We start from the raw sequence: 13,460 nt of genomic DNA, 5'->3' as shown, positions 1-13,460 counted from the left end.
CCACACCTCTCAGCCATTCAGGCCAAACCCGCCGCCAGCAGCGGCGGGTTTCAGGTTTATTCTGATTCGCCCAGCAAACGGATCATCTCAGCCTCATCGATCACTTTAATGCCCAATTCCTGCGCTTTTGCCAGCTTTGAGCCCGCGGCTTCACCGGCGATCACCAAGTCGGTTTTCTTCGACACGCTGCCGCTGACTTTCGCACCCAACGCGGTGAGGCGATCCTTAGCTTCATCTCTGGAAAGAATATTCAGAGAACCGGTCAATACCACGGTTTTGCCGGCAAAAGGACTGTCAATTTCTTCTGCAACAATCCGCTGCGGCTCCGGCCAGCGCACCACGTGTTCAAGCTGAGAGATAACCTGCTGGTTATGTTCTTCCGACAGGAAATTCAGCACGTGTTTAGCGACGACTTCACCCACGTCCGGTACGGCCTTCAACGCTTCAACATCCGCTGCACGCAGATTATCCAACGTGCGGAAGTGAGCGGCCAGATTGGCCGCGGTTGCTTCGCCAACCTCACGAATTCCTAACGCATATAGGAAACGGGCAAAGGTAGTTTCTTTGGCTTTTTCCAAGGCGGCGACTAGGTTCTGTGCCGATTTCGGCCCCATACGATCCAAACCGGTCAGTTTTCCGGCCGTCAGCGTAAACAAATCGGCGGGATTAGTGACATATTCTTTCTCCACCAATTGTTCGATAATTTTATCGCCCATGCCGTCTACATCCAACGCGCGACGAGAAACAAAATGCTTCAGCGCCTCTTTACGCTGTGCGGCGCAGAACAAACCGCCGGTGCAACGCGCCACGGCCTCACCTTCAACGCGTTCGACATCAGAGCCACATATCGGGCAACGATCGGGGAATATCACCTCCCGCGCATTGGCTGGGCGTTTATCCAGCACCACGCCAACTATCTGCGGAATAACATCACCAGCGCGACGCACAATAACGGTATCGCCAATACGCAGCCCCAGACGCTCAATCTCATCGGCATTATGCAAAGTCGCATTGCTAACAATCACCCCCGCCACCGGCACCGGCTCCAGGCGAGCTACCGGCGTAATAGCACCGGTGCGACCAACCTGAAACTCCACTTCGCGGACCAGAGTGACTTGTTCCTGCGCCGGGAATTTAAATGCGGTTGCCCAGCGTGGTGCTCTGGCAACAAAGCCCAGCTGTTCCTGTAAATCCAGTGAGTCAACCTTGATCACCACGCCATCGATATCAAACCCCAGATTGGCACGATCTTGCTCAACCTGATGATAAAAATCGATAACCTGTTCAGCACCGGTACAAAGTTTGACGCGATCGCTGACCGGCAACCCCCAGGCTTTAAACTGCTGCAAGCGTGCAAAATGGCTGCGGGGCAGTTCGCCGCCGTCCATCAAACCGACGCCATAACAGAAAAAGGTTAATGGCCGTTTGGCCGTTATTCGCGGATCGAGCTGCCGTAAAGAACCGGCGGCGGCGTTACGCGGATTGGCAAAAATTTTTCCACCTTTACGTCGCGCCTCTTCGTTCAATTGTTCAAAACCCGCCTGTGGCATAAAGACTTCGCCACGGACTTCCACGCGACGCGGAATATTATCACCGTGCAAACGCAGGGGAATCGCGTGAATAGTGCGAACGTTGGCGGTAATATTCTCACCGGTCGTACCATCACCACGGGTGGCGGCGCGAACTAACTCACCGTCCTCATACAGCAGACTGACCGCCAGACCGTCTAATTTTAGCTCGCAGCAAAAGGTCAACGGCTCTGCCGTTTTCAGTCTGTCATGAACCCGTTTATTGAAAGCCAGATAACTTTCTTCATCAAATACGTTATCCAAAGACAGCATAGGGACTTCGTGGCGTACCTGGTCGAAGGCATCCAGAGGTGCGGCACCGACACGCTGGGTCGGCGAATCTGCGGTAATCAATTTGGGGTGTTGCGCTTCCAACTCCCGCAGTTCGCCCATCAGACGGTCATATTCTGCATCGGGAATTTCTGGCGCATCCAGCACATGATATTGATGTTCGTGATGGCGCAGTGAGGCTCGCAGTTGATTAAGTTGTTGGATTATCGATTCCATAGCCCACCATCAAAGATAAAAAACCCCCGGCATGCGGGGGTTCGGGTTAATTCGTTTCGCTATCTAAGCGCACTATTCGGCGGTCGCATCCAGCACTTCACGGATACGGGCCTTATAGGTCTCCAGCTTCTGCGGAGTCATCATACGGCGCTCATCGTCCAGCACCACACCACCGACGTCATCGGCAATACGCTGAGCCGATTGCAGCATCAACTTAAAGTTTTGATTCGCATCGCCATAAGACGGCACCATCATAAACATTGAGACGCCTGGCGTTGAAAAATCAGACATGGTGTCAGGATCGAAAGATCCCGGTTTGACCATGTTCGCCAAACTGAACAGAACTGGGCCACTGCCAGCTGGGCTGAGATGACGATGGAAAATGCCCATTTCGCCAAACTGGAAACCAGCCTGCAATACGCTCTGCAACAGCACTTCGCCGCCAATAGAACCACCGTGGTGGGCTGAAACATGCAGAACCAGTACCGTTTCTTTCAGTTTCGCAACTTGCTTAACTTCCGAAGCGGATGCAGCTACAGGTTCGTGCTGCGGTTCAGCCTGCTTAGGCTCAACGTGCTGTGGCGCCATGCGCGGTGGTTCTTGCGCTGGTTCCGGGGCTGAATAAGATTCAGTCGCCGAACCCAACAGCGGATCACCCGATGTGGCATGCGGTGGTTGTTCAGGCGAAAATCCGCCCAGCAACGGATCGTCATACTCTGGCTGCACGGGGGCTGCCGGCGCTTGACGAGGCGCTACCTTTACCGAAGCCGGTTTAGGCTCAGTATGTTGAATGATAGGCACCTCATCGTTGTCATCAACATGACTCAACGAAGGCTTATCCTGTAGATGAGAAGCCCGCACCCGCACTTCTCCAACCCCTTCATCGAAGGTCTCGATCGGGGTTTCATCACGTTCTTGTTTCGGACGTTTAACTGGGCGATCGCGAAATAGGGAAGAGCGTTCTTTACGGCTGGTCCATAAACCATGCAATAACAACGCTATTATGGCGATCGCGCCAACAACGATTAATATCAGACGCAAATCCTGCATCATTACTATCTCTGTTGTTCCAATACATTGCCACCGCGGCAAACATTCACCCTTTAACTCTATTTCTCAACGTTCACAAGTGCAAGTCCGTGCTCGATTTTCTGTTAAGAAAGATGATTATGCTAGCTATTTCGTTCGTTTATTAACCAATATGGCACTAGGCAGTGAGAATTGATAGCAATATGATAGGCTGGACGATTCAGTTACAGAGAAATGGAAGGCATGTCACTCGTGCAAAAAGACACAAAAACCACCAGCGGGTTTCGCTATTTTGTGGAAGGCTGGCGGTTAATGACTCGCCCAGGCATCAGACGCTTCGTTATTTTGCCACTATTGGTCAACATTTTACTGATGGGCGGCGCTTTTTGGTGGCTATTTAACCGAATTAGCGTTTGGGTGCCACAGTTAATGAGCTACGTGCCGGACTGGCTACAATGGCTCAGCTATCTATTGTGGCCAGTGATGGTTATTTCAGTGCTCTTAGTATTCAGCTATTTGTTCAGCACGGTAGCCAACTTTATTGCGGCACCGTTCAACGGCTTACTCGCTGAGCAATTAGAGGGCGAGCTAACCGGAAAACCGCTGCCAGACACTGGAATTCTCGGTATCGTTAAAGATATTCCACGCATTATGTCGCGAGAGTGGCGCAAGCTAATGTATTACCTGCCCCGAGCCTTAGTCCTGTTGTTACTGTATTTGGTGCCTGGCATAGGCCAGACGGCTGCGCCGGTGCTATGGTTCCTCTTCAGCGCCTGGATGCTGTCAATCCAGTACTGTGATTATCCTTTTGATAATCATAAAGTGAGCTTTCAGAACATGCGCAGCGCCCTACGGCAGAATAAAGTCGATAATTTGCAGTTTGGCGCGTTGGTAAGTGTATTCACGATGATTCCATTTTTGAATCTGGTGATTATGCCCGTTGCCGTGTGTGGAGCCACCGCTATGTGGGTAGATCGTTACCGGCACCAGTTTGTTCAGCCTACTCGCTAAAGCCAGTCAGGGCGTGGTTCTCACGCCCTTTTTATTGATGGAAAAACTTATTTCCTAATCACATATAGATATACCAATTCTTTACTTCCATAGCCGACCTGTTAGCGTATGCTTTGAACGTTTCCTACATTTTCATAGAGTTAAAGGACGGGCTATGAGCAAGATATATGAAGACAATTCTTTAACAATCGGCCATACGCCGTTGGTTAGACTGAACCGTATCGGCAACGGGCGTATTCTGGCGAAAGTCGAATCGCGCAACCCAAGTTTTAGCGTCAAATGCCGCATCGGGGCGAACATGATTTGGGACGCGGAAAAACGTGGCGTTCTTAAGCCGGGTATCGAACTCGTTGAACCAACCAGCGGTAACACCGGTGTGGCACTAGCATTCGTTGCCGCCGCTCGTGGTTACAAACTGACGCTAACCATGCCTGAAACCATGAGCATTGAACGCCGTAAACTGCTGAAAGCGCTAGGTGCCAACTTGGTCCTGACCGAGGGTGCAAAAGGTATGAAAGGGGCGATTGCCAAGGCTGAAGAGATTCAGGCTACCGACCCGCAGCGTTATCTGATTCTGCAACAGTTCGATAATCCCGCAAACCCTGAAATCCATGAAAAAACTACCGGCCCGGAAATCTGGGAAGATACCGACGGCGGCGTAGACGTATTTATTGCTGGCGTGGGCACCGGCGGTACTTTGACCGGCGTTAGCCGCTATATCAAAAAAACCAAAGGCAAAGCCATCACCACGGTAGCGGTAGAACCAACGGATTCCCCAGTGATTACCCAAGCGCTGGCCGGTCAGGAAATCAAACCTGGCCCACACAAAATCCAAGGCATCGGCGCCGGTTTTATTCCAGGAAACCTAGATTTATCCTTAATCGACCGTGTTGCACTGGTTACCAACGAGGAAGCTATCGCCATGGCGCGCAGACTGATGGAAGAAGAAGGCATTCTGGCCGGTATTTCTTCCGGTGCCGCCGTTGCTGCTGCCGTGAAGCTTTCTGAAGAAGCTGGCTTTACTGACAAGGAGATTGTGGTTATTCTCCCCTCCTCGGGTGAACGCTATTTGAGCACCGCTTTGTTCGCAGATTTGTTCACAGAACAAGAACTGCAACAGTAAGACTTGCGGTCGCACTAAATGCTAAAAAAGCACCCTCGCGGTGCTTTTTTTTGTGGCGTACGTCAAATTTTTCACTACATAACGATTGATTTTACCCTCTGGGTTTAGTATTTAACCGGTCAATTATTTTGATGCGCGAAATTAATCCCACAACGTGTGTTACTTTAGCTGAATCGATTTAATCATTTTGCTGAAAAGAGTAATATGCGACATACATAGTGTGGATTGGAGACACAACGCGAAGAGAAGGTTATCCTCCTTAGCGATGACTCTGGTTTCCTGTTGCATCAGAGCTTGTCTTTGTTCCATAGTCAGGCGCTAGCCAATACAGGCTAAAGTTAGGAAATTACACTAGACTTTAGCTCCACAACATAAATCCAAAATAAGTTGGGGAAACACAATGTTCCAGCAAGAAGTTACTATTACCGCACCGAATGGCCTACACACCCGTCCTGCTGCACAGTTTGTTAAAGAAGCCAAAGCTTTTGCTTCTGAAATTACCGTTACTTCCAATGGCAAAAGCGCCAGCGCTAAGAGCCTGTTCAAACTGCAAACCCTGGGCCTGACCCAAGGTACTGTAGTAACCATCTCTGCTGAAGGTGATGACGAACAGAAAGCCGTTGAACACCTGGTAAAACTGATGGCAGAGCTTGAGTAAAAGAAGCCCAGTCTTTTAAGTTAAAACCAGTCAAGAGTAAGGTAGGGTTATGATTTCAGGCATTTTAGTTTCACCGGGTATTGCTTTTGGTAAAGCACTTTTACTGAAAGAAGATGAGATTGTCATCAACCGGAAAAAAATCTCTGCTGACCAGGTAGAGCAGGAAGTCGAGCGTTTCAAATCTGGCCGGGCGAAAGCATCTGAACAGTTAGAAGCGATCAAGACCAAAGCTGGCGAGAGCCTAGGCGAAGAGAAAGCCGCCATCTTCGAAGGCCACATCATGCTGTTGGAAGACGAAGAGCTTGAGCAGGAAATCATAGCCCTAATCAAAGACGAACATGCTTCAGCCGACGCTGCCGCATATACCGTCATTGAAGGCCAGGCGAAAGCGCTGGAAGAACTGGATGACGAGTACCTGAAAGAACGTGCGGCTGACGTACGTGACATAGGTAAACGCCTGCTGAAAAATATTCTCGGCCTGACCATCGTCGATTTGGGGGCAATTTCAGAAGAAGTGATTCTGGTTGCAACGGATCTGACGCCGTCTGAAACCGCGCAGTTGAACTTGGATAAAGTTCTGGGCTTCATTACTGACCTCGGTGGCCGTACTTCCCACACCTCGATTATGGCGCGCTCCCTGGAATTGCCTGCAATTGTTGGCACCAGCGACGTAACCAAACAGGTGAAGAACGACGATTATCTGATCCTCGATGCGGTGAACAACAAGATTTACGTTAACCCAACCAGCGATGTGATCGACCAATTGAAAGCGGTGAATACTCAGTACATCACCGAGAAAAACGATCTGGCCAAACTGAAAGATCTGCCGGCTATCACTTTAGATGGTCATCAGGTTGAAGTGGTTGCCAACATCGGTACCGTTCGCGATATCGCCGGTGCTGAACGTAACGGCGCTGAAGGCGTTGGTCTGTATCGTACCGAATTCCTGTTTATGGATCGCGACTCTCTTCCCACTGAAGAAGAGCAGTTCCAGGCTTATAAAGCCGTTGCCGAAGCCATGGGCTCTCAGGCCGTTATCGTCCGCACCATGGACATCGGTGGCGATAAAGACCTGCCGTACATGAACTTGCCAAAAGAAGAAAACCCGTTCCTGGGCTGGCGTGCAATCCGTATTGCCATGGATCGTAAAGAAATCCTTCATGCGCAATTACGTGCCATTCTGCGTGCCTCTGCCTTCGGTAAACTGCGCATCATGTACCCGATGATCATTTCTGTTGAAGAAGTGCGGGCACTGAAAGCAGAACTGGAGATGCTAAAAGCTCAGCTGCGTGAAGAAAATAAAGCCTTTGATGAATCTATCGAAGTGGGTGTTATGGTGGAAACACCAGCGGCGGCAACCATCGCGCACCATTTAGCAAAAGAAGTTGACTTCTTTAGTATTGGGACAAACGATCTAACTCAGTATACTCTGGCAGTAGATCGTGGCAATGAGCTGATTTCTCATCTCTATAATCCAATGTCGCCTGCGGTATTGGGCCTGATCAAACAGGTTATTGATGCATCTCACGCTGAAGGTAAGTGGACCGGTATGTGCGGTGAACTTGCTGGCGATGAACGTGCTACACTGTTGTTATTGGGCATGGGGCTGGATGAATTCAGCATGAGTGCAATCTCGATCCCGCGCATCAAGAAAATTATCCGTAACACGAATTTCGAAGATGTGAAGGCGTTGGCTGCTGAAGCGTTATCTAAGCCAACGGCGCAAGAATTGATGGACTTGGTTAACACGTTCATCGAAGAGAAAACACTCTGCTAATTCCATGAGACTGGAACGCTGTCCAATATAAATACTTAGGAGAAGATCATGGGTTTGTTCGATAAACTGAAATCATTGGTTTCAGATGATAAGAAAGACAGCGGCACTATCGAAATCGTTGCGCCGTTGTCTGGCGAAATCGTAAACATCGAAGATGTGCCAGACGTTGTTTTTGCCGAAAAAATCGTTGGTGATGGCATTGCGATTAAACCATCAGGCAGCAAAATGGTTGCTCCGGTTGACGGTACCATCGGTAAAATTTTCGAAACCAACCATGCATTCTCTATCGAATCAGACAGCGGCATCGAGCTGTTTGTCCACTTCGGTATTGATACCGTTGAACTGAAAGGCGAAGGCTTCAAACGTATCGCTGAAGAAGGTCAACGAGTGAAAAAAGGTGATGTGGTTATCGAGTTCGATCTGGCCCTGCTGGAAGAGAAAGCCAAGTCTACCCTGACTCCAGTTGTTATCTCTAACATGGACGAGATCAAAGAACTGATTAAACTTTCTGGCAGCGTTACCGTCGGCGAAACACCGATTATCCGTATCAAGAAGTAAGAATATTGCGGATGAGAAAACGGCGCTTAGGCGCCGTTTTTTATTGTCGGAGGACTATGCCCTTACCGAAGTATTACCGCGAGTGGGTAGACCACTGGGGGACACGTAAACGAATCACCAAACCACCCTGCTCACCATTGTTAGCCTCTACCTGCCCGCCGTGCGCCAGAATCACTTTTCTGGTTATCGCCAATCCCAGACCATAACCTTTGCCTGACATAGCCGATTTCACGCGTACAAAGGGATCAAATATACTGGATAAGCGGCTTTGCTCCACGCCCGGCCCCTGATCGACCACTTCGATTTGATACTGTTTTTCTATCTGGGAAAGCCTGACCGTCACTTGCTGGCCGGGAGTAGAAAAACGTAGCGCATTACGGACGATATTATCGATGGCACGCCGCATCAGCTCGGCATTGCCTTTCACCGTATATTCCCTTTCAGGCTCAGCCTGTAACAAAATTTCCACGCCCGGCACCTGCGCCTCGTAGCGTGCGTCATTCACCACCGCTTCTACCAACCCGTACAAATCAAAATATTCTTCGTCATTGGTCAACGTTTGATTCTCCGCGCGGGAAAGCGCCAGTAACTCACCAATCATTTTATCCAGACGCTCTGCTTCATGTTCAATGCGTTGCAATGAAGTTTTCACATTGCTTGGATTTTGATGAGCCAATCCAATCGCCAGTTGCAAACGCGCCAAAGGCGAGCGTAACTCGTGAGAAACATCGTGCAGCAGTTGCTCTCTGGCACTCACTAGCGCCTGTAAACGTTCAGCCATAGAGTCAAAGTCACGCGCCACTTCGGTCAATTCATCATGGCGGCGACGCATTACCGGTAATAAGCGTACCGCAAGATCGCCCTGCGCTACTCGCTCAAAACCATCCCGCAGCTGGCGCATGGGACGGGTTAGATTCCATGCCAAAAAAGTGCTGAAAAATAACCCGCCTAATGCGCCCATCCAGAATAAGGGGGCTGGAATATTCAGAATCTCATCCCTGTTCCCTTTGGGAAGGTAAACCGCCCGCATACCGTCAAAATCATAACGTAGCTGATATTTATCGCCCTCAGGCGTTGTCGCCCACTCAACGAGGTATGACGGTGAATCGGTAGGTGTTTTTGCAGCAGAAACGGGCGGAGCCGCCGATTCAGGTCGCACTGAAAACAAGGCTTTTTCCGGTTCTGTCCAGCCGGACATCATAGTTTCCAGCGCGGATAAACCGCCGCTGTTCAGTGCCAAGGCGGCGGATTTCATCTGCTGGGCCACCATCTGTCGCATCATGCCGTTTTCCAGTGGCTCGTGTCGGTTGCCATAGAAAGAAAAGACCCCCCAAAGCAGTTGGGTCATCAAAATAAAGGTAAACCAGAAACCCAATAGGATTTTCCAAAACAACCGTCCACGCATAATCATATCCTGAAAAACCGTTATTTGATGCGATAGCCAATGCTGCGAACGGTTTCAATATTGAGGTTATTATCCGGTAACTGGCTAATTTTTTGCCGAATATTGCTGATATGTACATCTACACTGCGATCATAGGCCTCTCTCGGTCGCCCCAGACCTTTATCCGACAGTTCGTCTTTAGTCACCACCCGATCCGGTGAACGCAGCAATAATTCCAGCAAATTGAATTCGGAGGCGGTTAAATCAAACGCTTTACCCTGCCACTGACTGCTGCGGGTAGCGGGATTCAACGTCAGCGCTCCCAGCGTCAGCAGGGAGTCGCTGCTGATTTGCTCTGGCCGCTCATCAAAGCGACGCAATACCGCCCGCAGGCGCGCCACCAGTTCCCTCGGGTAGCAAGGTTTCGGCATATAATCATCAGCCCCCATTTCCAAACCGATAACCCGATCGATATTGTCCCCTTTGGCAGTAAGCATGATGATCGGCAAACGACTTTTCCGGCGCACCTGTCGCAAAACATCAATTCCGCTCATATCCGGCAGCATGATGTCGAGAATCAGCGCGATATAATTGCCGGATAATGCACCATCAATACCGGATTTACCGGTAACAGCCAAATCAGCCTGAAAACCCTCGCCGCTCAGGTACTCCTTCAGCATTGAGCCAAGCTCAATATCGTCATCGACTAATAGAATTTTCATATATTTCTCCCTTAACTGATTTCACCTATTTTCGTGCCAATTAATCGCCAGCGCAGCCAGTTTTACTGAATCCTTACGTTCACAGCGTGACTTTCCGCTACGGCAATCCATCAGTATCCGGTACCGTCAACGGCGTGGACAACCTGCTACAAGAAATTGTCATCGACGAGAATACGCGTAACCGACCGTTCCCAAACGGATAAAATCCATTGTAAAGGTGACTTTACTCGGTTCCCTCCCCTATCGAATTAACGGCCTGGCGGCTAAAAACAGAGCGGTTTTAGCCGTGGTGAAAACCTGAACGTCTGGATTCCTTATTCCATAGCGATGCAGCGTATGCTCGGTCAGCCTTACTTAACGTTCGGATAAACGATGATATTGACTGAGTTAACGCTGAACAGGACGTTTTAAAACGGCTTACTCAGCGTCACGGCAATCCGGCTTTTTTCATGATGAATACCGATAGTATCCGTCAAACCATCGAGAAAACCACGGCAACTATGACGCTATTGGTACCTATGATTGGGTAATTTCGCTAATTGTCGGAGGCATTGGCATAATGAATATTATGCTAGTTTCCGTAACCGAACGAACCAAAGACATTGGCGTGCGCATGGCCGTTGGCGCCCATTACAGCGATATCATGCAGCAATTCTTAATTGAAGCGGTATGGGTCTGCCTTTTAGGCGGTTACCTCATCATGATGTTATCGCTGGCGAGCGGCGAGTTATTCACTCAGTTCAGCAGCAGTTTTACTGTGATGTCTTTCGCCCCCCATGGTTAACGCCTTTCTCTGTTCCAGCCTGACTGGCATGGCTTTTGGCTTCTTCCCGGCCAAACGTGCCGCCGAAATGAACCCGCCCCGAGCCCCTGAGAGAGAATAATTTCGGTAAGCGGTCACAAAAATGCGCTTTCCCATTGCGATTTCATCTAAGGACTGGGTATGTTACTTATAATAGTTTAACTCCATTTCATTATTAATAATGGAGTTAAACATTCTAATAATACTCAAGCTTTGAATAAGGAAATAGCATCATGTTCAAGTCAACTCTATGTTTTATTTACGCTTTATTGACAACGTGCTCTATTTCCCTTAGTCAGGCAGCGGCTTTACCTGATGTTCCTTTGCCGCTCAAGAACGGTACTGGCGCCATAAATGGTTCGATCATTTATGTGGGTTTGGGTAGCGCAGGTAAGAACTGGTTTCGGATAGATGTTGCTCATACATCACCAGCCTGGGAAAAAATAGCTGAATTCCCGGCTCAGCCGCGAGAACAGGCGGTTTCCGTCATGCTTAATGGCAAGCTTTATGTTTTCGGTGGCGTTGGTAAAACCACGGAAAGCGAGGCCAATCCGCAAGCTTTAACCGAAGTTTATCGCTACGATCCATCGAAAAATCGTTGGGAAAAAGTGCCAACCCGCGCACCTCAGGGATTGGTTGGCACTGCGATTGCTTCACTCGATGGTCAGCGGGCGTGGATTATGGGTGGGGTGAATAAGCAGGTATTTGACGGCTATTTTCAGGATTTAAGCACAGCTCAAACTCCGCAACAAAAAGATGCCGTGGCTCAGGCTTATTTCAATCAGGCACCAGAGAGCTACTTCTTCAATCGCGAAATCATGATTTATAACCCGACGAATAATCAATGGCGATCCGGCGGCCAGTTACCTCAATTTGGCCGCGCAGGCTCTGCTATCGCGGCCCGGCAAAACCGAGTCATCTTGATTAACGGAGAAGTCAAACCAGGACTACGAATCACCGAAGCGCTAAAAGGGACATGGCAACAAGATCAGATGCACTGGAAACGGTTGCCCGATCTGATTCCAGCCAGCGATAAAAAGCAGCAGGAAGGGCTGGCCGGATCCTTTGCTGGTATTAGCCGTCAGGCCATATTGGTAGCAGGCGGAGCCAACTTTCCCGGAGCCAGAGATCAATTTAACGCCGGTCAGCTTTATGCTCATCAAGGACTGAAAAAAAACTGGCATGACGAAATCTATGGATTGGTGAATGGGGAATGGAAAATCGTCGGAAAATTGCCTCAACCTTTGGGTTACGGCGTTTCTATTCAGGATGGAGATAATATCTGGCTGATTGGCGGGGAAACCGAGAACGGCGCGGCAGTGGCGTCCATTCGACAATTATCCTGGGACGGCAACCGGTTACGCCAGTATTAGCTGAAACGCATCCGAAGTGCAGGGTTGTCTTCGGATGCCATTTTTATCGGTGGAACTAATCGAAAACGCCGGTAGAAAGATAACGATCGCCACGATCGCAAATAATCGCCACAATCACTGCGCCAGGACGTTCTGCCGCGACGCGTAAAGCACCAGCCACCGCACCACCGGAACTGACACCGCAGAAAATCCCTTCCTGTTCCGCCAGACGACGCATGGTTTTCTCCGCATCACTCTGCCCAATATCCAATACCTGATCGACCAGTTCTGGACGGAAAATCCCCGGTAAATAAGCCGGAGACCAGCGACGAATACCAGGAATACTGCTGCCTTCCGCCGGTTGTAGACCGATAATTTCCACCTGCGGATTCTGGCTTTTCAAATAGCGACTTACGCCGGTGATCGTGCCGGTAGTACCCATGCTGGAAACAAAATGGGTTATTTTCCCCGCCGTTTGCTGCCAGATTTCTGGCCCAGTGCCAGTAAAATGAGCCAGAGGATTATCCAGATTATTGAATTGATCCAATACCTTGCCCTGCCCTTTTCGTTCCATCTCCAGCGCCAGATCTCTCGCGCCTTCCATGCCCTGCTCACGGCTGACCAGAATCAATTCAGCGCCGTAGGCTCGCATCGCCGCCTGACGCTCCTGACTCATATTTTCCGGCATGAGTAACTTCATTCGGTAGCCTTTCATCGCTGCAATCATAGCCAGAGCAATGCCGGTATTACCACTGGTAGCCTCGATTAATACATCACCCGGATGAATATCACCCCGTAATTCCCCTTGCTGAATCATAAACAGCGCTGCCCGATCTTTTACTGAACCAGCAGGATTATTCCCTTCGAGTTTGACCCACACATCGGCGTCCAGCCCTTGTGTCAAACGCTGCAATTTCACCAACGGGGTATTACCGATACACTGTTCCAGGGTTGTCACATTATTAACCT

10 protein-coding genes and 3 pseudogenes are annotated in these 13,460 nt (G+C 49.7%); 7 read left to right on the top strand and 6 right to left on the bottom strand.

From position 1 onward, the window contains the following. Window positions 1-56: 56 nt before the first annotated feature. Together ligA and zipA are read right to left on the bottom strand one after the other, a co-directional pair. Window positions 57-2,075: an NAD-dependent DNA ligase LigA gene (ligA, locus tag AD970_RS03380; RefSeq protein ID WP_049596933.1), complete on the bottom strand. Its 2,019-nt coding sequence runs from the start codon at window positions 2,073-2,075 to the stop codon at window positions 57-59. A gap of 72 nt (window positions 2,076-2,147) precedes the next feature. After that, window positions 2,148-3,128 carry a cell division protein ZipA gene (zipA, locus tag AD970_RS03375; protein WP_049596932.1) on the bottom strand — a complete coding sequence of 327 codons (981 nt, stop codon included), beginning with the start codon at window positions 3,126-3,128 and terminating at the stop codon, window positions 2,148-2,150. Between the two features lie 219 nt (window positions 3,129-3,347). Between zipA and cysZ the strand changes: the two genes are divergently transcribed. From cysZ to crr, 5 genes are all read left to right on the top strand, one after another. After that, window positions 3,348-4,115, top strand: a complete 768-nt coding sequence (cysZ, locus tag AD970_RS03370; protein ID WP_049596931.1) for a sulfate transporter CysZ — start codon at window positions 3,348-3,350, stop codon at window positions 4,113-4,115. A 154-nt stretch (window positions 4,116-4,269) separates the two neighbouring features. Continuing rightward, window positions 4,270-5,238, top strand: coding sequence for a cysteine synthase A (gene cysK, locus AD970_RS03365; protein WP_049596930.1), 969 nt, complete (start codon window positions 4,270-4,272; stop codon window positions 5,236-5,238). 400 nt (window positions 5,239-5,638) lie between these two features. Further along, window positions 5,639-5,896 carry a phosphocarrier protein Hpr gene (gene ptsH / locus AD970_RS03360; RefSeq protein ID WP_049596929.1) on the top strand — a complete coding sequence of 86 codons (258 nt, stop codon included), beginning with the start codon at window positions 5,639-5,641 and terminating at the stop codon, window positions 5,894-5,896. 49 nt (window positions 5,897-5,945) lie between these two features. Then, entirely contained in the window at window positions 5,946-7,673 is a 1,728-nt protein-coding gene (gene ptsI, locus AD970_RS03355; protein WP_049596928.1) for a phosphoenolpyruvate-protein phosphotransferase PtsI, read from the top strand. Between the two features lie 48 nt (window positions 7,674-7,721). Next, entirely contained in the window at window positions 7,722-8,231 is a 510-nt protein-coding gene (gene crr, locus AD970_RS03350) for a PTS glucose transporter subunit IIA (RefSeq protein WP_049596927.1), read from the top strand. Window positions 8,232-8,304: 73 nt separating this feature from the next. Here the strand turns inward: crr and AD970_RS03345 are convergent. The 3 genes and pseudogenes from AD970_RS03345 to AD970_RS03340 all read right to left on the bottom strand — a co-directional run. Next, window positions 8,305-9,324, bottom strand: a pseudogene (locus tag AD970_RS03345) (ATP-binding protein); the annotation flags it as partial. 57 nt (window positions 9,325-9,381) lie between these two features. After that, a pseudogene (locus AD970_RS20495) lies at window positions 9,382-9,636 on the bottom strand (sensor histidine kinase); the annotation flags it as partial. 20 nt (window positions 9,637-9,656) lie between these two features. Next, a complete protein-coding gene (locus AD970_RS03340; protein ID WP_049596925.1) occupies window positions 9,657-10,337 on the bottom strand; it encodes a response regulator transcription factor in 681 nt (226 codons plus the stop codon). 83 nt (window positions 10,338-10,420) lie between these two features. Between AD970_RS03340 and AD970_RS19315 the strand changes: the two are divergent. After that, a pseudogene (locus AD970_RS19315) lies at window positions 10,421-11,221 on the top strand (FtsX-like permease family protein); the annotation flags it as partial. Window positions 11,222-11,372: 151 nt separating this feature from the next. Continuing rightward, a complete protein-coding gene (locus tag AD970_RS03330) occupies window positions 11,373-12,512 on the top strand; it encodes an N-acetylneuraminate epimerase (protein ID WP_049596924.1) in 1,140 nt (379 codons plus the stop codon). Between the two features lie 55 nt (window positions 12,513-12,567). Here the strand turns inward: AD970_RS03330 and cysM are convergent, their stop codons facing one another. Next, entirely contained in the window at window positions 12,568-13,449 is an 882-nt protein-coding gene (cysM, locus tag AD970_RS03325; RefSeq protein WP_049596923.1) for a cysteine synthase CysM, read from the bottom strand. Window positions 13,450-13,460: the final 11 nt, after the last annotated feature.

The organism is Yersinia nurmii (assembly GCF_001112925.1).
GTDB classification, from domain to species: Bacteria; Pseudomonadota; Gammaproteobacteria; order Enterobacterales; family Enterobacteriaceae; genus Yersinia; species Yersinia nurmii.
Note: the sequence above shows the minus strand (reverse complement) of the source record. Positions and strands in the feature narration are given on the sequence as shown.